General features: G+C 70.5%; 19 protein-coding genes. 13 read left to right on the plus strand and 6 right to left on the minus strand.

From position 1 onward, the window contains the following. Positions 1-182 precede the first annotated feature (182 nt). On the plus strand, positions 183-1,526 hold the full coding sequence (locus tag FAF44_RS10205) for a serine/threonine-protein kinase (protein ID WP_237102821.1): 1,344 nt from the start codon (positions 183-185) through the stop codon (positions 1,524-1,526). Positions 1,527-1,716: 190 nt separating this feature from the next. After that, on the plus strand, positions 1,717-3,030 hold the full coding sequence (locus FAF44_RS10210; RefSeq protein WP_237102822.1) for a M23 family metallopeptidase: 1,314 nt from the start codon (positions 1,717-1,719) through the stop codon (positions 3,028-3,030). A gap of 24 nt (positions 3,031-3,054) precedes the next feature. Here FAF44_RS10210 and FAF44_RS10215 read toward each other — a convergent pair whose 3' ends face one another. The 3 genes from FAF44_RS10215 to FAF44_RS10225 form a co-directional block, all read right to left on the minus strand. After that, the gene (locus tag FAF44_RS10215) at positions 3,055-3,756 is read right to left on the minus strand and encodes a GntR family transcriptional regulator (RefSeq protein ID WP_237102823.1); all 702 of its coding nucleotides are present in this window, start codon (positions 3,754-3,756) and stop codon (positions 3,055-3,057) included. A gap of 67 nt (positions 3,757-3,823) precedes the next feature. Beyond that, positions 3,824-4,828, minus strand: a complete 1,005-nt coding sequence (locus FAF44_RS10220; RefSeq protein ID WP_237102824.1) for an acetylxylan esterase — start codon at positions 4,826-4,828, stop codon at positions 3,824-3,826. A gap of 64 nt (positions 4,829-4,892) precedes the next feature. Beyond that, positions 4,893-5,714, minus strand: coding sequence for an amidohydrolase (locus FAF44_RS10225; RefSeq protein WP_237102825.1), 822 nt, complete (start codon positions 5,712-5,714; stop codon positions 4,893-4,895). Positions 5,715-5,806: 92 nt separating this feature from the next. Here FAF44_RS10225 and FAF44_RS10230 point away from each other — a divergent pair, with 92 nt between their 5' ends. Continuing rightward, on the plus strand, positions 5,807-7,699 hold the full coding sequence (locus tag FAF44_RS10230; RefSeq protein ID WP_237102826.1) for a hypothetical protein: 1,893 nt from the start codon (positions 5,807-5,809) through the stop codon (positions 7,697-7,699). Continuing rightward, a complete protein-coding gene (locus FAF44_RS10235; RefSeq protein WP_237102827.1) occupies positions 7,696-8,601 on the plus strand; it encodes an aldo/keto reductase in 906 nt (301 codons plus the stop codon). Before FAF44_RS10230 ends, FAF44_RS10235 begins: the two co-directional genes overlap by 4 nt. 53 nt (positions 8,602-8,654) lie before the next feature. Here the strand turns inward: FAF44_RS10235 and FAF44_RS10240 are convergent, their stop codons facing one another. After that, entirely contained in the window at positions 8,655-9,443 is a 789-nt protein-coding gene (locus FAF44_RS10240) for a hypothetical protein (RefSeq protein ID WP_237102828.1), read from the minus strand. Between the two features lie 96 nt (positions 9,444-9,539). Here FAF44_RS10240 and FAF44_RS10245 point away from each other — a divergent pair, with 96 nt between their 5' ends. The 5 genes from FAF44_RS10245 (at position 9,540) to FAF44_RS10265 (ending at position 17,251) form a co-directional block, all read left to right on the plus strand. Then, entirely contained in the window at positions 9,540-10,799 is a 1,260-nt protein-coding gene (locus tag FAF44_RS10245) for an alpha-L-fucosidase (RefSeq protein ID WP_237102829.1), read from the plus strand. 287 nt (positions 10,800-11,086) lie between these two features. Beyond that, positions 11,087-12,325, plus strand: a complete 1,239-nt coding sequence (locus FAF44_RS10250) for an ABC transporter substrate-binding protein (protein WP_237102830.1) — start codon at positions 11,087-11,089, stop codon at positions 12,323-12,325. After that, positions 12,304-13,266: a carbohydrate ABC transporter permease gene (locus tag FAF44_RS10255; RefSeq protein ID WP_237102831.1), complete on the plus strand. Its 963-nt coding sequence runs from the start codon at positions 12,304-12,306 to the stop codon at positions 13,264-13,266. The genes FAF44_RS10250 and FAF44_RS10255 overlap by 22 nt, the downstream gene beginning before the upstream one ends. 19 nt (positions 13,267-13,285) lie before the next feature. Continuing rightward, entirely contained in the window at positions 13,286-14,191 is a 906-nt protein-coding gene (locus FAF44_RS10260) for a carbohydrate ABC transporter permease (protein WP_237102832.1), read from the plus strand. A gap of 126 nt (positions 14,192-14,317) precedes the next feature. Further along, positions 14,318-17,251 (plus strand): Ig-like domain-containing protein, encoded by a 2,934-nt coding sequence (locus FAF44_RS10265; RefSeq protein WP_237102833.1) that lies wholly within the window; start codon positions 14,318-14,320, stop codon positions 17,249-17,251. Between the two features lie 56 nt (positions 17,252-17,307). On the opposite strand, the gene FAF44_RS10270 is transcribed toward FAF44_RS10265, so the two are convergent. Then, positions 17,308-17,472 (minus strand): hypothetical protein, encoded by a 165-nt coding sequence (locus FAF44_RS10270; RefSeq protein WP_237102834.1) that lies wholly within the window; start codon positions 17,470-17,472, stop codon positions 17,308-17,310. A gap of 129 nt (positions 17,473-17,601) precedes the next feature. Here FAF44_RS10270 and FAF44_RS10275 point away from each other — a divergent pair, with 129 nt between their 5' ends. Both FAF44_RS10275 and FAF44_RS10280 read left to right on the plus strand, forming a co-directional pair. Then, the gene (locus FAF44_RS10275; protein ID WP_237102835.1) at positions 17,602-17,916 is read left to right on the plus strand and encodes a hypothetical protein; all 315 of its coding nucleotides are present in this window, start codon (positions 17,602-17,604) and stop codon (positions 17,914-17,916) included. A 163-nt stretch (positions 17,917-18,079) separates the two neighbouring features. Beyond that, complete coding sequence (locus FAF44_RS10280) at positions 18,080-20,071, plus strand: hypothetical protein (RefSeq protein ID WP_237102836.1); 1,992 nt, start codon at positions 18,080-18,082, stop codon at positions 20,069-20,071. 18 nt (positions 20,072-20,089) lie between these two features. Here the strand turns inward: FAF44_RS10280 and FAF44_RS10285 are convergent, their stop codons facing one another. Then, positions 20,090-20,530, minus strand: coding sequence for a hypothetical protein (locus tag FAF44_RS10285; RefSeq protein ID WP_237102837.1), 441 nt, complete (start codon positions 20,528-20,530; stop codon positions 20,090-20,092). A 97-nt stretch (positions 20,531-20,627) separates the two neighbouring features. Between FAF44_RS10285 and FAF44_RS10290 the strand changes: the two genes are divergently transcribed. Both FAF44_RS10290 and FAF44_RS10295 read left to right on the plus strand, forming a co-directional pair. Further along, positions 20,628-20,954, plus strand: coding sequence for a hypothetical protein (locus tag FAF44_RS10290; protein ID WP_237102838.1), 327 nt, complete (start codon positions 20,628-20,630; stop codon positions 20,952-20,954). A gap of 426 nt (positions 20,955-21,380) precedes the next feature. Next, positions 21,381-22,949: a PQQ-dependent sugar dehydrogenase gene (locus tag FAF44_RS10295; protein ID WP_237102839.1), complete on the plus strand. Its 1,569-nt coding sequence runs from the start codon at positions 21,381-21,383 to the stop codon at positions 22,947-22,949. Positions 22,950-23,008 lie beyond the last annotated feature (59 nt).

Here is a 23,008-nt window from a genome sequence, read left to right on the forward strand (position 1 = left end):
AACGAAGAAGCTCCGTCAACGGGCGAAATGCGTCAGTCAGATAACGCTCCAGCTCACCGGCCCTGTCCCCCGACGTCAGACGCTCCTCGTCCGGGAAGAACGGTCAAGCACACCCCGACGCGACGGGCTGATGAATTACCCTGATCAACTGTCGTAGAGGCGCAAGACGGGCGGGTTCGGCCATGACAGCGGCGCAGCCTGGCAACACGGTGGGCGGACGTTACCGGCTGATCACCATCCTGGGGACCGGCGGGTTCGGGCGCGTGTGGCGGGCCCATGACACGGTGCTGGACGTCGAGGTGGCGATCAAGGAGCTGCGGCTGCTGCCCGGGATGTCCCAGGAGGAGCAGGACAAGCGGCTGGAGCGCACCGCGCGCGAGGCGCGCAACGCCGTCCGGCTGCGGGCCCACGAGAACGTCGTGGCCATCCACGACATCGTCACCGACGACCTGCCCTGGATCGTGATGGAACTGGTCGACGGCCAGTCGCTGCACGAGTACCTCGACGCCCGGGGGCCGCTGCCGGTGGACCGGGCCGCGCAGGTGGCCGCGGCGCTGCTGGCGGCGCTCGCCGCCGCCCACCGCTCGGGCATCGTGCACCGCGACATCAAGCCGGCCAACGTCATGCTCTCCGGCGACGGGCAGGTGCTGCTGACCGACTTCGGGATCGCCGTGCACACCACCGACACCACCCTGACGGCCACCGGGATGCTCATCGGCTCGCCCGAGTACATGGCCCCCGAACGGCTGCGCGGCGTCGACGGGCACCCGGCCAGCGACCTGTTCTCCCTCGGCGTGACGCTCTACCAGGCCGTCGAGGGCGTCTCGCCGTTCCGGCGCAGCACCCAGCCGGCCGCGCTGACCGCGGTCATGCTGGAGGAGCCCCCGCCGCCGCGGCAGGCCGGCCGGCTCACCCCGCTCATCACCCGGCTGCTCGACAAGGACCCGAACAGCAGGCCGACCATCGAGCAGGCGCTGGCCATGCTCGGCGACACGGGGCCGGTGCGGGAGCGCACGACGGTCGGCACCAGGGTGCTCCCACCCGGGCAGACGTCCGGGCAGACGCGCCGGCGGGCCCCCGGGCAGGCCCCCAACCGGGCATGGCAGCACATCGGCGTCGCGGTGATGCTGGGGATCGTCTTCCTGCTCGCCCTGGCCGGCCTCACGTTCGCCGGCTACGCCTGGGACGAGTGGGAGGACGCCATCGACGAGGAAGTGGGCAGCGCCCTCCTGGGAGCCGCCGTGCTCGCCGACGTCGCCTTCACCGGCTTACTGTGCGCGCAGGCCGCCCGGTTCGTACCGCCGGTGGCCGGCCGGACCGTCGCCGTCATCGTCGGCGTGCTCGCCTTCCTCGCCGGCTGCGGCGCGGCGGCGCTCGCGTTCGACGGCCTGGCCGTGGCCTGGAGGGTGGTCACGGGCCTGTTCTACGACGAGACCTGGTACCTCGCGTCGATCACGCTCACCGTCATCATGCTCATCACGGGGGGCTGGTCCTGGGAGGCGCGGAAGTCCCGGCGCCAGGCGTGAGAACCCGGCCGGCGCACCAGGAGAACCGCGCCATACCCCGGCTATACCACGATGCTTTACGGTCGGCGTCGTGAGGCGCTGACAGGGTCAGTGAAGTCCGCGGAACATCGCGGACGGCCGGAGCATCGATCACTGCCAGGTCAGCATCGTGTATGGCCGGTCTCCGGCCTGAGCTCCCTGGAGGAACGTCATGTCCCCAGCCCTTCTGTTACGCACCGTCGTCACCGCGGCGCTCGTCGCCGGCACGCTCGCCACCGGCACATCCGGCGCCGCGGCGAGCCGGACGATGGCCGCGCCCGCTCTCCAACTGCCCTTCCCGTGCGGCCAGGACTGGCGGCTGGACACCTGGGCGCACGCCCCCGCGCTGGACATGGTGAAGGAGCCCGACCAGCACGGCACCGAAGGCGCCACGCTGGTCGCCCCCGCCGCCGGCACGGTGAACCAGTCCTACACCCACGCCAACGCCGGCAACCTGATCCAGATCGACCACGGCGGCGGCTACTACACCACCTACATCCACCTGCAGTCCCGCGCCGTGTCGGTCGGCGCCAAGGTGGGGCGGGGGACGGTGATCGGCAAGGTCGGCAAGACCGGCGAGACCTCCAACGGCCACCCGCACCTGCACTTCGAGCTCGGCTACGACAGCGACGGCAACGGCTCGGCCTCCTGGGGGTACGCGGGCTCCGAGCGGGTCAGGCCGTCCTTCGACGGCGTCACCTACGGCCAGTCCAACAACCAGACCTGGCGCAACGTCACCAGCGGCAACTGCTCCGCCCCCGAGGGCCGCGCCTCGGTGTACGGGACGCTGCCGGACGGCCGGCTGACCTACACCGCCATCGACGCGGCCACCGGGCGGCGCACGCACGGCGCGGTCGTCTCCACCGCCACCCTCGGTTTCACCCCCAAGGCGATGGCCACCCTGAACTTCAACACCATCCTGGTGACCAGCGACGACCCCGACGGGCCGCTCTACCGCGTCGACGTCCGCACCAACGGCGACAGCCTGATCTTCGAGCCGCCGATCCTGCTCGGCAGCGGCTGGACGCACGATCTGCTCGCCTACGACGGCAAGAGCCACCTGTTCGGCATCGCCGGCGGGACGCTGCGCCGCTACACGGTCACGGCCGCCAAACCGGCCCTGGCCGACATCACCGGCAACACCCTCGTCGGCACCGGGTTCACGCTCAAGACCCTCACCGCCACCGGGCCGGACTGGTTGCTCGGCACGACGGCCGACGGGCAGCTCATCTCCTACCGGATCAACGGCGCCGGGTCCTGGCAGCGTCACCAGCTCCGCGACTCCACCTGGCAGGTCTTCGACCACCTGCTGTCCCCGGGCGGCGGCGTCTACTACGGCCACCGTGAGGGCGCGATTCATCGCTACCTCGACCGCGACCCCTACGACGGCGTGGGCGACGACCTGATCGGGCAGGGCGCGGTGGACACCACCGGCTGGACCCAGAGCCTGCTGTCGGCCCAGCCCGCGACCGTCACCTCCGGCTGAGCACGGCCGGACGAGCGCCCGCCGTCAGCGGGCGGCGGGCTTGCGGCGGGCGCGGCGGTCGGGCACGGGGGCCCGGCCCGCCGCGTGGTCGGCGAACGCGTCGGCGGCCCGCGCGCCGTCGCCGTCGCGCAGCAGCGTGACCAGGCGGCCGTGCTCGTCGGTCATCGCCCGCCAGTCGCCCTCGAACAGCGGGTCGGCGATGGCCCGCAGCGCGCGCAGGTTCGGTTCGAGGACCTCCCACATGCGCGTCAGGAACGGGTTGCCCGCGATCTGGACGACGGCGGTGTGGAAGGCGATGTCGATGTCGCGGAACTTGCCGACGTCGTTGACCGCCACCGCCTCGCGCATCTGGTCGACGATCGCGTCGAGTTCGGCGGCCTGCTCGTCGGTGATGTGCTCGGCGGCCATCGTGGCGGCCAGCCGTTCGAGCGGCTCGCGCACCTGGCGGGCGTACTCGGCGTCCTGGGTGGAGATCTCGACGACGAAGTTGCCGCGCCGCGGCACGTGCACGAGCAGGCCCTCGCGGGCGAGTTGTTTGACCGCTTCGCGAACCGGCGCTTGACTCACACCGAGACGGCGGGCGATCTCCGACTCCACCACGCGGTCGTTGGGTGCGAGGTCGCCCTCGACGATGGCCTGGCGGAGCAGTTCGTACACCCGATCGGAGATGAGCGTGGGGCGAACCGAATCCTTGCTCGTGGCCAGCCTGGAGGCGAAGTCACTCACTTGCCGTGTCGATGCCATGAAGTCCCCATCATGCGCTGTCGCGTCCCCCTCGATTCATGATAATCGTTCATCGCCCAGCAGGTATCGATGATGAACTCCTGATCCGCTCCGCCAGCCAGGTCAGTTTGACCGCCTCGTGCTCGAAGCCGCCGCCCTCGTGGTCGTTGAAGGCGTACACGCTGATCTGCTTGTCGGCGGCGGGCAGGTCGTGGCGCGCGCCGTAGTGGTTGAAGGCCGCGTACACGGTGGACGGCGGGCAGATGCGGTCCATCAGGCCGACGGAGAACAGCGCCGGGGCCGTGGCCCGCCGGGCGAGGGTGGCGCCGTCGAAGTAGGACAACGTGCGCAGCACGGTGTCGGCGTGCCCGCGGTGCAGCTTCACGTACCGGGTGATCTCGGAGTAGGGCGGCTGGTCGGTGAACGTGGCGGCGCGCGGGAAGTGGCAGAGGAACGGCACGTCGGGCAGGACGGCCAGCAGGTCGGGGACGAGGCCGGCCACGGCCAGGGCGATGCCGCCGCCCTGACTGGTGCCGGTCACCGCGACCCTGGACGGGTCCACCGCGGGGTGCGCGCGCACCGCCGCCACCGCGCGCACGGCGTCGGTGTACAGGCGGCGGTAGTAGTAGCGCTCCGGGTCGAGCACGCCGCGGGTGAGGAACCCGGGCGCCGCGACGTCGCCGGACGCGGGGTCGGGGTCGGGCGTGTCGGCGCCCTGGCCGCGGCTGTCCATGACGAGGTGCGCGTAGCCGGCGCACGCCCAGAGCCGCTTCTCGTGGGGCACGCCGCGCCCGCTGCCGTAGCCGAGGTACTCGACCACGGCGGGCAGCGGGCCGGTCCTGGTCACCGGCAGGTGCAGCCAGCCCCGGACGGGGTGGCCGCCGAAGCCGGCGAACGTGACGTCGAAGGTGTCGATCGTCGCCAGCCCGTTGGCCACCGGCTCGGCCGTCGGCGCCGGGTCGGGACCGTCGGTCCCGGCGAGCGTCTTCGCCCAGAACGCGTCGAGGTCGGCCGGCTCCGGCAGGGCCGGCCGGTACTGCTCGAGCTGGTCCAGGGGAAGGTCGAAGTGCGCCATCGTCAACCAATCATCGCTTATCGATCGTCAACCGTCGCATCGAAGCAGGGATGCGCGATCGTTGTCAAACCTGGGCGGCCAGGCCGTAGGCGCGTTCCGCGGTCGTGCGCAGCACCTGCCGGCGCTCGGCCTCGTCCAGCCCGGTCAGGCCGCTGAGCGAGAGCCGCAGCGACCGCGCCCGGGAGCCGCGCGGCAGGCAGATCGGCCAGTCGGAGCCGAGCACGCACCGGCCGGGGCCGAGCGTCTGGACGGCGTCCGCGACCAGGTCCGCGACCTGATGCTCGGGCACGCCGTGCTGCTGGGTGAGCAGGCCGGAGATCTTGAGGATCACGTTGGGCACGCGGGCCGCCAGGCGTAGCTGCTCGCGCCAGTCGTCCGGGGCGGCGGTCCGGAGGTTGGCGGGGTTGCCGAGGTGGTCGACGATCACGGTGAGCCCGGGATGCCGGGCGGCGACCTCGGCCGCCGTCCTGAGAGCGGCGTGGTGCAGGTTGAGTTCGAGCGCGACGCCGTGCTCGGCCAGGACGGGAACGGCCTCCCGCGCGGACGCGGGGATGGCGTCCCAGGAGCCGCCGCCGAGCCGCATCCCGTTCGGCCGGGTCTGCGCCAGCAGCCGGGTCAGGCCCGGCGGCCCGAGGCCGGCGCAGGAGTTGAGGTTGCCGACGTGTCCGGCGAGCAGGTCCGGGTGGCGCAGCCGCAGGTCGCGCAGCAGGACGTTCTCCTCGTGGTCGCCGCGCGAGGCCTCGACCAGGATCGCGCCCGTCAGTTCCAGGCCCGCGCCCGACTCGGCTAGGTCTTCCGGGGTGAACACCCGGTGGTGCGGCGTGCCCGGCTTGATCCATGGATATCCGCCTTCGAGATCCCAAAGATGGACATGGCAGTCGATCACATCGTCTCCGTACGTTTCGCCAGTATTGACATGCCGATTCGGGCTCATGAAGATTCTAGTCATCGGCTATCGATGAACGATTGGTGTTCTCCATGCGCAACTCACTCCCGCCGGCGCTGCGGGCGAGCCGCACCCTGACCACCCCGCCCCCGTGGGCGGAGTTGCAGAGGGAGCTGTTCGCCGTTCAGGACAAGGCGTGGCGGATCTTCGCCGACCGCTACACCGAGGGCGACGGGCGGCTGGTGTTCCGCGACACGCTGGGGCAGGGGCTCGACGGCCGCGACGGCGTGGACGACTTCTACGAGGCGTTCTTCAACTGGCCGACCCTCTACCTGCTCGGCGGCAGCGACGACGTGCTCGCCGCGGCCCGCCGGCACTGGCGGGGCGTCACCGCCCAGCTCGCGGAGATGGGCATGCTGGTCGACGGCTTCGAACGCGGCTACGACTGGTTCCACCAGGGCGAGGGCATGCTGCTGTTCTACGGCCTCTGCCTCGCCGAGCCGGACGACGGCGAACTGCGGGAGCTGGCCACCCGCTTCGCCGACCTCTACCTGCCCGGCGGCCCCAACTACGACGCCGAGCACCGCGTCATCCGCGCGCCGCACAACGGCGCGGCGGGCCCGCGCTGGGGCTTCGCCGACGACGACGCCTACTTTCCGTGGAGCCTGGCGCTGCGCCCCTACGGCCTGCCGCTCGACTGGATCGACGAGGCCGCGCCCTTCGACGACCTGGCCGCCGACCCCGAGCGGGCCCGCGCCTACGGCCGCGTCATGTGGGACCGGATGGGACGCGGCGACACGATCGTCAACCTGGCCGCGACCGGCCTGGTCACCAACGCCTACCTGCTCGGCGGCGACCCCCGCCACGCCGCGTGGGTCACCGGGTACGTGGACGCCTGGCGGGAGCGCCTGGCCGGCCGCGACGTCGTCCCGGACAACGCCGGCGCGCACGGGATCGTCGGCGAGCACCTGGACGGCCGCTGGTACGGCGGCCACTACGGCTGGTCGTGGCCGCACGGCCTGCCGCCCGTCGGCACCGCCGCGATCGTCGGCGCGAGCAACGCGATGTTGCTGACCGGCGACCGCTCCTACCTGGAGCTGGCCCGCAACCCGCTCGACGTGGTGCTCCGCCACGCCGCGCCCATGCGTCCCGGCGAGGTGTCCACGATCACCAAGCGCTGGCGTCCGCACCTGCGCGGGCTGGAGGGCGAGCCGACGCTGCTGGCCCCCATGCGCCGCGACGACTCCGGCTGGTTCGACCACAACGTCATGCCGACCCAGCTTCCCGTGGCCCTGTGGCAGTTCAGCCGCGACGACGCCGACCGCGAACGCGTGGACGGCCTGCGCGCGGCGTCGAGCTGGGACTGGAGCGCGGTGCACACCCAGCGCACCAAGGAGGAGTCGGGCCACGAGGAGCCCTGGTACGAGTACCTGGCCGGCCGCAACCCCGGCTTCCCCGAGCGTATGCTGCGCAGCGCCGCCGACTCCTGCGCCGAGCGGCTCGAGTCGATCGAGAACGACCCGGTGGACCCGGCCGTCGGCCCCGACGCGTTCGGCATCCACGACTGGCAGGACCGCAACCCGGTGGTCACCGAGGCGCTGCTGCAACTGACCACCGGCTCCCCGCAGGTGCTCTACAACGGCGGCCTGGCCCAGATGCACGTGCGCTACTTCGACGCCGGGCGCCGCCGCCCCGGCCTGCCCCCGGACGTGGCCGCGCTGGTCTCCGCCATCGATCCCGGCCACACCGTGATCGAGCTGGTCAACCTCGGCGGCGCGCCGTGCTCCCTGGTGGTGCAGGGCGGCGCGTTCGCCGAGCACCGCATCGACACGGCCCGCGCGGACGACGACGCGCCCCGGCCGGTCGGCGGCCCGTACGTCGCCGTGCGGCTGCCGGCCGCCTCCCAGGTGCGGCTGACGCTGAGCATGACGCTGCGCGCCGAACGGCCCAGCTACGCCACCCCGCCGTGGGAGGTCGCGCGATGACCGTCGTCCTGCCCAGGCTGGGCCTGGGCACCGCGCCCATCGGCAACCTCTTCCGCGACGTCACCGAGCGGGACGCGGCCGACACCGTGGCCGCCGCCGCGGCCGAGGGCATGACGTACTTCGACACCGCGCCGCGCTACGGCCACGGGCTGGCCGAGGAGCGGCTCGGCCGGGCCGTCGAGGGCCTGGGCCGCGCCGCGCCGGTGATCTCCACCAAGGCCGGCTGGCTGCTGCGGCCCGGCGAGCGGGTCGTGACCGACTGGACCGAGCGCGGCCTGCGCGAGTCGCTGGAGTCGAGCCTGGGCCGGTTGCGCCGCCCGTCGGTGGACGTCCTGTTCCTGCACGATCCGGACGACTTCCCCGGCGAGGTGCGCCGCACCGGCTTTCCCGCCGCGCGCCGGATCCGCGAGGAGGGCCTGGCGGGCGCGATCGGCTTCGGCATGAACCACTGCGAGCCGCTGGCGGCGTACGTGGCGGAGTTCGACGTGGACGTCGTCCTCATCGCGGGACGGTTCTCGCTGCTGGACCACGACGCGCTGACGACCCTGCTGCCGCTGTGCGCGAAGACCGGCACGACGGTGGTCGTGGGCGGCGTGTTCAACACCGGCCTGCTGGCCGACCCGCGGCCCGGCGCCATGTTCCACTACCGTCAGGCGCCCGCCGAGGTGCTCGCCCGCGCGCGGCGGTGCGGGGAGATCTGCGCCGGGTTCGGGGTGCCGCTCGCGGCGGCGGCGATCCAGTTCCCGTACCTGCATCCGGCCGTCGGCTCCGTCGTGGTGGGGTGCCGGTCGGCGGCGGAGGTGCGGGCGAACGCGGCCGCCGCGCGGACGGAGATCCCGCCGGAGCTGTGGCACCGCCTGGCCGAGGAGGGCTTCGTGCCGCCCGAACTGCTGGAGGCGTAGCCGTCCCGGGGTGAACCCGCCCCCCTCCGCGGGTCCACCCTTCGGCGGGCCGGTCAGCCGGCGTCGCGGCCGGCGAGGTACTCCTCCAGGCCGGCCCCGGTCAGCGGGTAGTAGTCGGACAGCCGTCCGCCCTCGTCCAGCCGGCGGCGGGCGAACTCCTCGCGGTCCTGGTGCAGCAGGGAGTCCTCGGCCAGCGCGACCGCGCTGCGCTGCGGCACGACGACCGCGCCGTCCTCGTCGGCGACGATGAGGTCGCCGGGCGTCACCAGCGCGCCGCCCACCCCGACCGGGACGTTGAACGCCGACGGGAACAGCTCCGTCTGCGAGGCGTAGTGCGGGGTCACCCCGGTGCACCAGATCGGCACGCCCAGGGCGCGCACCCGCGCGGCGTCGCGGACCCGGCCGTCGACCACGATCCCCGCCCCGCCGCGCAGCTTGAAGTAGCGGACCAGCATGTCGCCGAGACAGCCGGTGAAGTGGCTGGCCTGGGCGGAGACGACGAGCACGTCACCCGGCCTGATGGTCTCGAGCACCGCCCACAGCGCGGTCCTGCGCTCGGCGTCCTCCTGCTCGCCGCCGGAGAAGACGTCCTCGCGCTGGGGCAGGAACTGCAGCGTCACCGCTCCCCCGGTGATCCGCACGTCCGGCTCCCGGTGCAGCGGGACGGGGCCGTCGATGAACGTGCGCGTGATGCCCATCTGGTGCAGCTTGGCGCACGCGGTGGCCGCGCTCACCTCGGCCAGCGCCTCCACCATGCGCGTGGTCGGCCGGACGAAGGGCGAGGACTGCGCCGGCCCCAGCATCGTCTCGTAGGTCTCCGTGCCCTGCCCGTTCGTGTGCATCTGTGGCCTCACCCAACAACATCGACAATTATCGCCTATCGATGGTAGATGTAACTGCCGACCGGCGAGGGCTGTCAACCGTGGGAGGAGACGCCAGTGTCAGGCAGGTCCGTGGAGTGGTTCGAGGCGGCACGTTTCGGATTGTTCGTCCACTTCGGGGTGTACAGTCTCGCCGCCCGGCACGAGTGGGTGCGCAGCCGCGAGGCGATGACCGACGCCGACTACGACCGCTATCTGGAACGCTTCGACCCCGACCTGTTCGACGCCGCCGCGCTGGCCAGGGCGGCCCGCGAGGCCGGCATGCGGTACGCGGTGCTGACGGCCAAGCACCACGACGGCTTCTGCCTGTTCGACTCGGAGCTGACCGGCTACACCTCCGCCCGCGTGGCCGGGCGGGACCTGGTCGCCGAGTTCGCCGAGGCCATGCGGGCCGAGGGGCTGCGGGTGGGGCTCTACTACTCGCTGCTCGACTGGCGGCACCCCGACTTCACCATCGACCGCTACCACCCGCTGCGCGACAGCGTGCCGCCCGAGCAGGCCGCGGAGCGCGACATGGCGCGCTACCGCGCGTACCTGCGGGGGCAGGTACGCGAGCTGCTCACCGGCTACGGCCCCATCGACCTGCTGTTCTTCGACTTCACCTACCCCGCCAAGGGGCCGGAGGAGTGGGGCTCGGCGGAGCTGATGGCGATGGTCCGCGACCTTCAGCCGCAGATCGTCGTCAACGACCGTCTCGGCATCCCCGGCGACTACGTCACGCCCGAGCAGTACCAGCCCGACCGCCCGCTGACGCGGGACGGGGCCGAGGTGAGGTGGGAGGCGTGCCACACGCTCAACGGCTCGTGGGGCTACGACCGCGACAACCACGACTACAAGAGCCCGGACCTGCTGGTGCGGATGCTCGTGCAGTCGGTCGCCTGCGGCGGCAACCTGCTGCTCAACGTGGGCCCGACGGGGCGGGGCGCGCTGGACCCGCGGGCCGCCGAGACGCTGCGCGCGATCGGCTCCTGGACGGCGCTGCACGCCCGTTCGGTGCACGGGGCCGGGCCGAGCACGTTCGAGGCGCCGCCGAACACGCTCTACACACAGCGGGGCGACCGTCTCTACCTGCACCTGCTCGCCTGGCCGCTCAAGCACGTCCACCTGCCCGGCCTGGCGGGCCGGGTCCGGTACGCGCAGTTGCTCCACGACGGCTCCGAGGTGCGCTTCCAGGAGCTGGACGGCGGCGACCACGAGCACAACAACCTCGCCCCGCCCGGCCAGGCCCCGGACACGCTCACCCTGACGCTGCCGATCGTCCGGCCCGAGGTGCTGCTGCCGGTCGTCGAGCTCGTCCTGGACGACGGGAACCGCTGACATTGTCCGGCAACCCGCACGAAATAGCTCTTGAACAAGTGAGATAGACGAAATAACATCACCTATCGATAGACGATTAATGATCGGATGCGGCTCTCGGCCCGGCGACCTGGTGACCGCCGACGGCGCCCCGGCTCATCACGGCAAGCACCCGCACGGCGGCGACCACACTCCGGCGGCAGGCCCCCGGACCACCACCCCCTCCCCGACAGCACGGCCCGAGCCGTGACGGCACGGGGGTGAGCCCGGGAAACGACAACTCGATCCGAAGAACGAAGAAGAGGCACATGAACAGGTGGCGACTGCTGACGGCCGCGGCGACGGCCCTCGCGTTAACGTCGGCGTGCGGTGGTAACGGCGAGTCAGGCGGTGAATCCGGGAACACCACGCTGCGCATGATCGTCAACATCACCCCCAACCTCACCGAGCAGTTCTGGAACAAGCTGTTCGACCTGTACGAGGCCAAGAACCCCGGCGTGACGGTGCAACTGGAGCTCACCGGCACCATCGAGGCCGAGGCCAAGCTGCGGCAGGACCTCGCCGCGGGCGACCCGCCCGACATCGCCCAGCACGTGGTGCCCACCCCGGAGACGGCCGAACTCTTCGTCGACCTGTCCGGCGAGGCGTGGGCGGCCAAGACACCCCTGTTCGAGGACTACGCCATCGGCGGCAAGCACTACGTCGTCGGCGTCGGCGAGCAGATCCAGTCGCTGGTCTTCTACAACAAGAAGGCGTTCGAGGAAGCCGGCGTGGACGCCACGAAGGTGCGCACCATCGCCGAGTTCGAGGAGGCGATGGGCAAGCTCAAGAAGGCCGGCCGCGTCCCGCTCCAGGCGGCCGGGCAGTGGGTCACCGGCGCGCAGTTCTCCATGCTCGCCGACGCCGGCGTGCTCACCGAGGACCCCGAGTGGACGGTCAAGCGCAAGAGCGGCCAGACCACCTTCGCCGCCAGCGGATACAAGCGCTACTACGAGCTCTACCGGTCGTGGCTGGACCAGGGGTTCGTCGACAAGAGCGCGCTCGGGCTGCAGTACCCCGACGGCCAGGCCGCCTTCCTCCGTGGCGACTCGGCCATGTACATCATGGGCTCGTACTTCGTGCCGGCGGCCGACGAGGCGGGCAAGAGCGACGAGATCGGCGTCTTCCCCGTGCCGACCGACGGCTCCTACCCGCCCGGCCAGTTCGGCAACATGGCGCAGCCGTACACCGTGGTCCAGCAGTCGAAGCAGCGGGAGGCGGCGATCGACCTGGTCGAGTGGCTGGTGACCGACGACGAGGCCATCAGGACGCAACTGGCCGCCGACGGCAACCTGCGCAAGGGCTTCACGTACGACGTCTCCAGCCTCGGCGACGGCGTGCAGGCGGTCCTCGACGCGACCCCGTCGGTGCTCGTCAAGCAGGGCGAGCGCCAGCCGGTCCAGGGCTACGCCGATGAGCTGAACACGCGCGTCCAGTCGCTGTTCACGGGCGCCTCGGCCGCCGACGTCGCGACGAAGCTGGATCAGTGGTGGGACTCGCAGCGCTGAGCCCGGACTCCGTGCGGACCCCCGCACGGAGTCCCGAACCCGGCGCCGCCGTGCCCGGCGCCCGGCGCCGCCGCCTGCGCGAGGCGGCGCTGAGCGCGGGCATGCTCGCCCCGGCCGTCGTGGTGTACACGATCATGACCGTCGCCCCGGTCGTCGTCGCGGTGTACCTGAGCCTCACCGACTGGAACGGCTTCTCCTCGGCGACCTTCATCGGCCTGGAGAACTACGGGCGGCTGTTCGACGACCCGGACACCACGCGGGCCGCGCTGGTCACCCTGATCGTGGCCGTCTTCGGGTCCGTGGGGATGCTCGGGCTGGGCCTGGTCTACGCGCTGCAGCTCAAGGAACGGCGCTGGTCCAACTCGTTCTTCCGGACGCTCGCGTACTACCCGCACGTGATCAGCGCGCTCATCCTGGGCTTCCTGTGGAGCGCCATCCTCGGCACCAACGGCGCGATCAACAACACCCTGCGCGACCTCGGGATCGGGCCCGTCGGCTTCCTGTTCGACGAGAACCTCGCCGTGATCACCCTGGTGGGCGTCATCGTGTGGGCCGGCTTCGGCTTCAACGTGGTGCTGTTCGTCGCCGGGCTGCAGACCGTGCCGCGCGAACTCGTCGAGGCCGCGCAGATCGACGGCGCGTCACGGTGGCAGATCAACCGGCGGATCGTCATCCCGATGATCTCACCGGTGGTCACCGTCGCCATGGTGCTCAACCTCGTCGGGCTGATCAAGGTGTACGACATCGTCGTCAGCCTCACCGACGGCGGCCCGGCCGGATCCACCGAGACCATCGCCTACCTGATCCTCAGCCGGTCGTTCGCCGGAACGGACGTCGGGTTCGCCACCGCGCAGGCCGTGGGGCTCATGGTGGTGTCCGCGGCGCTCTCGGTCGTCGTCACCGCCCTGCGCAACCGCCAGGACCGCGCGGCGTCGGCCTAGACCTCCCAGGAGCACCCACATGACCATCGACCTGTCCACCGGCGGCGCGCCCGCCGTCAGCCCCGAGCCGCCGCGGCCGGCGAGAGCGGCGCGGCGCCGGCGCCCGCCGGCGATCCGCGTCGCGCTGCTGAGCCTGCTGTTCGCCGTCATGACCGTGCCGGTGTACCTCCTGCTGGTCAACAGCTTCAAGTCCCAGCAGGACATCCAGGACAGCCCGTTCGCCCTGCCGTTCACCCGGATCTCGCTGGAGTACCTCCAGGCCGCGGTCACCAGCCCGCAGTACAACGTGCTGAAGAGCTACGGCTTCACGTTGCTGCTGGTCGTGGCCGTCGACCTGCTGTGCATCCTGTTCGCCGGGCCGGCCGCGTACGTGATCGCGCGCAGCCTCAAACGGCGCACCCAGATCCTGCTGCTGTTCTTCCTGGCCGGCACGTTCATCCCCTCGGCGGCCCTGATCGTGCCGCTGATCTACGTGCTGCGCTCGATCGGGCTGGGCAACACCGTGACGGGGCTGATCCTGCACGACGTCGCCATGACGCTGCCGGTGAGCATCTTCCTGTTCGTCGGCTTCATCCGCACCGTCCCCAGGGACATCGACCACGCCGCGGCGATCGACGGGGCCGGCCGGTTCCGTACGTACTGGCAGGTCATCTTCCCGCTGACCCGCCCGGCCGTCATCACCGTGCTGATCCTCAACTCGATCGGGATCTGGAACGACTTCATCAGCCCGCAGATCCTGCTGAGCCCCGGCTCCGGCACCTACACGGTCACCACCGCCATCTACGCCGGCATCAGCCAGTACTCGACCGACATGACCAAGGTCTTCCCCAACCTGCTGCTCGCCGTGGCACCGGTGATCATCTTCTTCATCTACATGCAGCGTCACATCATCAGCGGTCTGACGGTCGGTGCCCTCAAGGGCTGAGCGGCCGGATCGCGCGTTCACTCGTCCCGGCACCCCCCGACACCCCGGAAAGGCGGGAACGTCTCCATGAAACGACGGCTGCGAGCCACCTTGGTGGCTTGCCTACTCCTCGCGGCAACACCCGCCGTGGCGCAGGCCGAGGCCGCGCCACGGCAGCCCGGAGCGGCGCTCTACGTCGCGACCGACGGCAACGACTCCGGCAACGGGACGAAGGGCCGCCCCCTTCGCACCCTCGAAGGGGCCAGGGACGCGATCAGGAAACTGAAGGCCCGCCAGGGCCTGCCCCGCGGAGGCGTGACCGTGTACCTGCGCGCGGGCTCCTACGACCGCACCGCGTCGTTCGCGCTCGACCCGCAGGACTCCGGCACGGCGGACGCGCCGATCGTCTACCGCTCCCACCCCGGCGAGACGGTCCGCCTCACCGGCGGGCGCAAGCTCGCGCACGACGACTTCACCCCGGTGACCGACGACGCCGTGCTGCGGCGGATCGTCGAGGAGCCGGCCCGCGGCAAGGTCCTCCAGGTGAACCTGAAGGCCCTGGGCATCGGCGACTACGGGCAGCTCAGCCGGCACGGCTACTGGAAGGCCAACGACGTCAGCGTCGTGCCGCCCATGGAGCTGTACGTGGCCGGCCAGGGCATGACCCTCGCCCGCTGGCCCAACGACGGCACGGTGCAGATGGGCGAGATCGTCGACGCCGGCCCCACCGTGAAGGACCCCGACCTGCAGAACCGCGGCGGGACCTTCGGCTACACCTACGACCGGCCCCGGCACTGGACCCAGGCCGAGGACGTCTGGATGGACGGCATCTTCGGCTATAGCTGGGAGTGGTCGTACAACAAGGTCGCCGCCATCGACACCGAGGCCAAGCGGATCACCCTGCGCTACGGGGAGATGTCCGGCCTGATGAAGTCCTGGTACCCGGACTTCCACTTCGCCGAGAACCTCCTGGAGGAACTCGACGCCCCCGGCGAGTACTACATCGACCGGACCAAGGGCGTGCTGTACCTGGTGCCGAACGCCGCCTTCCGCGCCGAGCAGGGCGACGTCACCGTCACCATGCTCAAGGAGCCGATGATCCGCACCGCCGGCGCCTCGCACGTCTCCTTCCAGGAACTGGTGATGGAGTACGGGCGCAGCCTCCCGGCCGTCATCCTCGGCGGCAGCGACGTCACCATCGAGCGCAGCGACATCCAGAACTTCGCCGACGGCGGCGTCTACATCAACTCGGCCGGCCGCTACGTCTACGACGGCATCCCGGACAGGTCGAAGGGCCGCGACCACGCCGTCATCTCCTCGACGATCCGGCACGTCGGCGGCGTCGGCGTCGTGCTGAACGGCGGCGACGACAAGACCCTGGAGCCGGGGCGCAACCGCGTGGAGAACTCACACATCCACGACTTCGCCTATTACCACAAGGCGTACAACCCGGGCGTGATGTTCGACGGCGTCGGCAACCGGGCCAGCGGCAACGAGATCCACGACGCGCCACACCCCGGCATCATCGTGCACGGCAACGACCACCTGATCGAGTACAACGACATCTACGACATCTGCCAGACCTTCCAGGACCTCGGCGCCATCTACATGAACGCCGGCATGACACCGCACGAACGCGGCACCGTCATCCGGCGCAACTACTTCCACCACATCGGCGAAGGCCGCGACGGCGTCGAAGGCGTCTACCCCGACAACCTCACGATGGGCCTGACCATCGACGAGAACGTCTTCTACCGGATGGGCAACGACGCCATCAAGAGCGGCTCCGGCGACCACATCAAGGCCAGGAACAACATCTTCGTCGACACCCACGTGCCCTACGACAACTACGAGATGTGGATGGGCGACCAGCCGGGCAACACCGTGGACGAGAACTACCTGCCCGCCTGGCAGAAGCTGTTCGCGGACAACAACGGGTTCGTCGGCACCCCGTACGCGCAGAAGTACCCCGAACTGCTCACCTTCTTCGACGAGAACCACTACTTCCCCGCCAGGAACGACTTCCGGAACAACCTCGTCTGGAACCCCGAACTGGGGCGGGCCGCGAGCGTCAACGAGCACGGCGCGCGCGACGTCAAGAACCTGCTCAACTACTCCGGCAACTGGGTCGCCGACCAGAACCCCGGATTCACCGACTGGAAGGCCGGCGACTTCTCCCTGAAGGCGGACGCCGAGGTCTTCACCCGCATCCCCGGCTTCACGGCCGTCCCCTTCGACCGGATCGGCACCCAGGGCAAGGTCGGCCTGCCGCACGGGCCCGGCCGGATCGAACTGGCGAGCCTGCACCTGCCCGACGACGAGCTCACCGTCCCGCTCGGAAAGACCGTCTCCTTCGCCGCCGAACCGGTGCCCTGGAACGCGACGGACCGGGCGGTGACCTACACCAGCGCCGACACCTCGATCGCCACCGTGGACGGTAACGGCGCCATCAGCGCGGTCGCGCCGGGGAAGACGACCGTCTCGGCCGTCGCGACGGCGGACCCGAAGATCACCGACACGGTCGCCGTCACCGTGAGCGAGGGTGACGGCGTCATGCACCGCACCGACTTCGAGTCCGGCGGCAACGGCTGGCCCGTCGACCCCAACCGCAGCATCGCCGACGACGGCACCGGCAACCACTGGTACCGCATCGTCAACGGGGCCAACGGGCTGCTCGACCGCGCCTTCACCGACTATGTGCTGGACTACCGGCTGAAGACCCCGGCGCAGGTGCCCGACGGGGCCGTCCTGATCATGTACGACCGGCACAGCCCGACCGGCAGCGGCTACGTCCGCTACCGGCACGCCGCGACCGGGCCGACCTGGACCCTCTACGACTCACAGTGGCGCACGCTGGCCGAGGCCGTCCTGCCGGCCGAACGCGGCCTGCGCCCGGACACCGCCTACGACGTCCGGATGGTCGTGCGCGGCCCGTCCATCAGCGTGCACGTGAACGGCGAACCCGTCATCGAGGGCGAGAACCCGACGCACAACCCCTCCGGCAAGGTCGGCTTCTACGCGGAGGGCTTCTCCCGGCTCGACTTCGACGACGTCACCTTCTCCCTCGTCCGCACTCCCTGACCGGCAGCACGCCGCCGCCCTCCCTTCGGGGAGAGCGGCGGCTGACGCGTCCGGACCTACACGTCCAGGCACCACATCCAGCCGTAGTCGGGAATGTGGCAGCGATACCAGCCGGGGCCGGGAGGCATCGCCTGCGCGGGGGCGCTGACCACGCCGACGGTGAGGGCGGCGGTGACCGCGACCAGAGCCAGGGCCGCGGCCCGGCGAACTCGATTTCTCATGAGGACCAGGTAACCGGGACCCTCTTGTAAGCCTCTTGGGACTGACTGGCGGACCCCCGCCGGAAGCACACGATGCGAGATGGATCATTCACCCACCGTCACGAGGACCGCATCACCATAATGGCTCCGGTGACCACGATCACTCCTCCGCACGAAGGTCAATGGTTCGAGCACGCGCTGGCATGGGAGCCGGACCCGGAACACGGCGACCGCCCGGCCCGGTGCATGGTCGTCCACAGCGCGGCCGGCGGCCACGACACCGCGATCCCCCAGGTGTGCTACCGGCGCGTGGACGACTACAGCGGACACCGGCCGAGCTCCGTCGACATCGACCTCTTCGACCAGATCGTGCGGCGCTGGCTCTCACCCGAGGAGACCGAACTGGCCGAACAGCAGGCCCGGTTCCGGCACAGCCCGCCGTTCCCCGACGGCCTCCCGTACTGAGTTCTCCGCGCCGGGTTGCTCGGCGAAAACGCCACCTCCCGAATGGGAGGTGGCGGAAAAGGTATACGGCGGAGTGCCGCCGGATCGCCTGTGGGAGGCTTGGTGCCCCGCAGTCGTATGGTCCGGAGCAGGCCGCCGTCCCAGGGCGAGGGAGGAGCGACGCGTGGCTCATCCGACGGTTCCGTGGCAGCCCGGCCTGTCCGGAATCGACCCCGATCGTATGGACACGTTCATCGCCGCGATGGACCGGGCCCGCGTGGTCGTCGCCGAACGCACCCAGGCGATCAGGGCCGAACTGACCCGCCTGGGGGTCGGCACGCTGACGTTGACCCCGTTCGTGGAGATCGAACGCTGGGTCGGCGAACAGGGGCCGGCGCTGCGCACCCGCAACACCGTCATCCGCAGGCAGGTCCCCGGCTGGGCGCCGGGCCTCGTGACGTACGACGAGGCCACGATGCCGTTCAGCACCCCGGAGCAGTCGCGGCGCGAGGGCGCCGCCATGGGCGCGCTCTTCCGCCAGTACGCCCACGAGGCCAGGCTCGGCATGAGCAGCCCGCGGCCGAACGACGCCGTCGGCCGCTTCAGGGAACTCATGGACCGCGTACTGGCCCACAAGGACGACCCCGGCTTCGCCGCCGCCTTCTTCGGCGAACTCGGCACCGCCGGGACCCTCGCCCTGCCCAAGGACATCCTCGACCTGTTCGGACCGGCCGCGCCCGGCATCGCCGTCAGGCCCGCGGAGCAGCAGCTCCTCGGCGAGTTCAGCCGCCTGTTCGCCTCCGCCGCCGCGGCGTCCCCGCCCGACCCCCGCTTCCCCAAGATCATGAGCGACATCGAGCGGGGCGGGGACGACATCGACCTCACGTCCCTGTCCTGGCTCGTCAGCGAGGGCGCCTTCCCCACGCAATGGCTCACCACCGTGGCGCGCCGCCACCTGACCCACACCCCCGCCGGCCCCGCGGACGTCACCGGCCGCTTCCTCAGCGCCCTGTCCCACAACCCGACGGCCGCCCGAGCGGCACTCACGGACCTCGCGGGCCTGAGCACCCGTGTCTCCCGCGACCTGTCCGCCGGCGACGCCTTCGGCCGCGCGCTGGCGGCCGCGTCAGGGGTCTACGACGAGAAGGACGGGGCACACAGCGAGAACGCCGCCAGGTTCGCGTTCCAGGTGATCACGCATGGCGACAAACTGCTCAAGAACGACGAACTACGCAGCCACTTCGCCGAGATAGCCGGCGCATACGCAACAGAGTTCGCCGCGACCCCGCCTCCGATGGATCCCGACTGGCAGTTGCCCAGCCAGTTCGGCGGGTTCGACGACAAGCTCGTCGGGACTACCCCGATGTTCCGCCTGTCCTTGGAGGACAACTATCGGTTCATGAAAACCTTCGCGGACACCGATGCGCACATAGAGCCGTTCAACCGTGGGATGGCAGCACTCACCCAGCGACTCTTCGAAGCAGGAGTGCGAACGGACCGGCACCTGCTGGCCTTTCCTCCCCCGGATCGACGGCAGCAGGAGACGGCGGTGGAGCAGGTCTTCTCCAGATTGGGCACAGTGGCCGGCATCCAGTTCGCCGCGATGAAGTCCGTCAGAGGAACTGCGGATCTCAAGAAGAAGGAGGAGGTCGAACGCTTCGGACAGGTCCTGGACAAGGGGATGGACGCGGGGATGCTGCTCCTCCCTACTGCAGGAGGGCTTCCTGCGGCGGCGGGCTGGATGTTCCTCAGTTGGGGGCTCAAGGACGGCATTGGAGCCGCGATGGAGCCGAACCCGCGTTTGCCGGACGTCAACAAGAAAGAGTTGGTGCACTCACGTGCGGTCCTCTATGAGATCGCCTCTGGGCTCATTGCACAGGGTTACACCTCGAAGGACCCTCCCGTCGGATTCAAAGCACCGACCGACCCTCTCATCGTCGATGAGCAGGGACGCCTACGGCCGTACTCGGAGATCAGTGCGGATCCCGGGGCAACCAAGAGCTTCCTGACCTGGTTGAAGGAGAACGGCAGCGTCAGTGACGAGGCCGACCGTCGGGAGATGGGAAAGGTCACCGCCGCAGCTGCCACGAAGTTCGCCGGGGAACGGGACAACGCCGAAAAGCACCTGGCCACGATCGATCCCGATCTGACGAAGACCCTGGTCGGAGGAGACTGAACGATGATCGTGCCAAGACTATCCGCGCGGAATGCAGTCCGTTTCGCCAGCAGCCATGGCTTCGTGATCACTGGGTGTCTCCACAGTGATGCTGATGCGAGACGAAGCAAGTTTGAGTGTCGTCCTAGGCGAACCAAACTTGTAAGGCTCGTGGACCTCATAGCCCCATGTCGTGCTGAGTCGCCCGGCCATCTCTGCGATGAGGTGATCATCGAACCTGGAGAAGGTGGATTTCACGGCGTAGGTTCGCTTGACCCCGTCCTCCCCGCAGGGAACGTCCTTGCCTCCGGGGTCGGTGATCACGGTCTCGGCCGGATCGACCATGTCCATCAGCTCCGTGATGTGCTGTTGGAGGGTTTGGCCGGCCTGTTCGGCGGTTGGGCCCGGGTCGGCCGTCGAGCAGCCGGCCAACACTGCGAGGAGCCCTGCGGCAGTCGCGTAGCGCCACACCGGTGCCATCGAGATCGTCTCCGTTCCGAACGTCGGCGTTCGCCGTTCCCATAGTCCATCACATGCCCCGCGCCGTACCCGTAACGACGAGATAGGTTGGCGAACGATGACCGAGACGCCGGTGGACAATCCTCGCTATCAGGCCCTCCAGCAGGCGCTGGTCAATGTGGAGCGGCATGTCGCGCAGCTCCGGGCGGCGCTCGACGAGCCGTTCGGTCTCTTCTCCGGTGACGCCGTGTGGATCGGTCCTGTCGCGAGGCGGTTCGGCGAGGATCTGGGCCACTACCGGATGCGGCTCAGGCAGCAGGCCGAGACGGTGGTGGCGGAGTTGGAGGCGGAGATCAGGCGGACGCCGCCGAAGGTCTCCCCTGCCGTCGCCCGCGAGGAGGCGGCCCGGCTGAGCGGCGAGCCACGGGCGTTCACCGCTTTCTGAAGCAGCCGACCGGTCGATCGGCGGGTGACGACGGTGCAGCGGCTGACGACCGGCGCCCCGGACTCGACGGTCCGGCGCGCCGCGGCCGCGCGATCGAGGGTCGGCCGGGGTCCCCGAGTAGGGTCGGCGATGTACGTTTCATGAACGACTTGCGCACGCGGGTCGCGGCGTTCTCGTATCACCGCAGGTCGGAGCAGGTGAGCGCGGCGGCGAGGGTGCGGCCGGAGAGGGCGAGCCTGGTTGTGACGGCGGGCGAGCCGATACGGTCCGATCAAGCACGTCAGAGCACGGGATCGCCCGATCGGCACCGTGGTCCGCCCGGTTCGGGGCGGAACGTGGCCGGGCCGGGCGCGGTCGTGTGCCCGCACGCGCCCGGTCCGGGGGAACCTCGCCCTCCGGCCTTCGCCGACGCCTCTGGAGCCCGACATGCGTGGAAGACGCTGGGCAGCTCCCGTGCTGCTCGCCCTGTCCCTGCCCTTGCTCGCCCCGGTGAACGCACTCACCTCACCTGTCGCCGCGGCGACGTCCTCATCGGCTTCGTCCGGCCCGGACGGCGACGCGCGGGTGGCGCCGAGCGCCGCCACGGTGCCGCTGGAGGAGATCAACGCCACCACGACCCAGGTCGCCTTCGGGTTACGCCGTCCGACCGCCATCGCCGCGCCCGACGACGGGACGAAGAGGCTGTTCATCACCGAGAAGCGCGGGTCCGTGCGGGTCTACCATCCGGACACCGGGCTGGCGCAGACGCCGATCATCGACATCACGGCGTCGGTGGACGAGTCCGGCAACGAGCGGGGGCTGCTCGGCATCGCGCTCGCCCCCGACTTCACCACGAGCCAGGACCTGTACCTGGCCTACACCGCGCTGCCGGACGGCGCGGTGACCCTGGCCCGCTACCGGCTGGACGAGGCGCGCCTCGAGCCGCTGCTCTCCCAGGCGCACTCCGAGAACACCAACCACAACGGCGGCCAGATCACCTTCGGCCCCGACGGCAACCTGTACATGAGCATCGGCGACGGCGGCGGCGCGGGCGACCCGTTCGACTCCGGCCAGCGCGTGGACACCCTGCTGGGCAAGATCCTGCGTGTCGACGTCAGCCGGAGCTGCGGCGCCCTGCCCTACTGCATCCCCAGCGGCAACCCGTTCGCCGGCGTCGCGGGCGCCCGCGCCGAGGTGTGGATGTACGGCGGGCGCAACCCGTGGCGGTTCTCCGTCGACCCGGCGAACGGGTCGATGTGGATCGCCGACGTCGGCCAGGGCCGGTGGGAGGAGATCAACCACGTCAAGACCGGACGGCAGGCGGGCGCGAACCTCGGCTGGTCGTGTTACGAGGGGCTCGAGGTGTTCGACGAGACCCAGTGCAAGTCCGGCGCCACGTACACCAAGCCCGTCTTCACCTACTCGCCGCACACCGGCGGCTGCGCGGTCATCGGCGGGCAGGTGTATCACGGCAAGCAGTTCGCGAACCTGGTCGGCGGCACCTACATCGCCACCGACTACTGCTACTCGACCGTGTGGGCGCTGCGCGAGGACGGCGCGGGCGGCTACCAGCAGGCCGAGATCGGTCAGACGCCCACGCAGGTGACCGCGTTCGGCGCGACGCCGGAGGGCGAGCTGTACGTGGTCAACGACCTGCCGGGCGGGCTGCACCGCGTCTCGTTCGAGCACGCGCCGCCGACCTGCCGGATCAAGTACACCACGCAGGTCTGGGGCACCGGCATGTCGGTGGATCTCACCATCACGAACACCGGCACGGCGCCGGTCAACGGCTGGTCGCTGAGGTTCCCGCTGCCGCGCGGGCAGGCCGTCATCTCGGACTGGAACACCGATCTCACCCAGAGCGGTGACATGGTCACGGCGGTCAACGCGAGCCACAACGCGTCCATCGCGCCGGGCGGCAGCGTCACCATGGGCTACCTCGTCAGCCACACGGGGGACTCGTCGCTGCCGAGCCGGATCTCCCTCAACCGGGACGCCTGCGCCGTCGAGCGCTGACCGGTTCCCTCGCGTCCGCGCCGACCCGGGACTCGTCCTGATCGGGGATCGGTGGAGTA

This window comes from Nonomuraea sp. MG754425 (assembly GCF_021699195.1).
Lineage (GTDB): Bacteria > Actinomycetota > Actinomycetes > Streptosporangiales > Streptosporangiaceae > Nonomuraea.

Excerpts from the sequence above, each read along its gene's own strand:
- FAF44_RS10205 (WP_237102821.1), top strand. The coding sequence starts at position 183 with ATGACAGCGGCGCAGCCTGGCAACACGGTGGGCGGACGTTACCGGCTG.
- FAF44_RS10210 (WP_237102822.1), top strand. The coding sequence starts at position 1,717 with ATGTCCCCAGCCCTTCTGTTACGCACCGTCGTCACCGCGGCGCTCGTC.
- FAF44_RS10230 (WP_237102826.1), top strand. The coding sequence starts at position 5,807 with ATGCGCAACTCACTCCCGCCGGCGCTGCGGGCGAGCCGCACCCTGACC.
- FAF44_RS10270 (WP_237102834.1), bottom strand. The coding sequence starts at position 17,472 with ATGAGAAATCGAGTTCGCCGGGCCGCGGCCCTGGCTCTGGTCGCGGTC.
- FAF44_RS10295 (WP_237102839.1), top strand. The coding sequence starts at position 21,381 with ATGCGTGGAAGACGCTGGGCAGCTCCCGTGCTGCTCGCCCTGTCCCTG.
- FAF44_RS10260 (WP_237102832.1), top strand. The coding sequence starts at position 13,286 with ATGACCATCGACCTGTCCACCGGCGGCGCGCCCGCCGTCAGCCCCGAG.
- FAF44_RS10285 (WP_237102837.1), bottom strand. The coding sequence starts at position 20,530 with ATGGCACCGGTGTGGCGCTACGCGACTGCCGCAGGGCTCCTCGCAGTG.
- FAF44_RS10290 (WP_237102838.1), top strand. The coding sequence starts at position 20,628 with ATGACCGAGACGCCGGTGGACAATCCTCGCTATCAGGCCCTCCAGCAG.
- FAF44_RS10240 (WP_237102828.1), bottom strand. The coding sequence starts at position 9,443 with ATGCACACGAACGGGCAGGGCACGGAGACCTACGAGACGATGCTGGGG.
- FAF44_RS10250 (WP_237102830.1), top strand. The coding sequence starts at position 11,087 with ATGAACAGGTGGCGACTGCTGACGGCCGCGGCGACGGCCCTCGCGTTA.
- FAF44_RS10220 (WP_237102824.1), bottom strand. The coding sequence starts at position 4,828 with ATGGCGCACTTCGACCTTCCCCTGGACCAGCTCGAGCAGTACCGGCCG.
- FAF44_RS10235 (WP_237102827.1), top strand. The coding sequence starts at position 7,696 with ATGACCGTCGTCCTGCCCAGGCTGGGCCTGGGCACCGCGCCCATCGGC.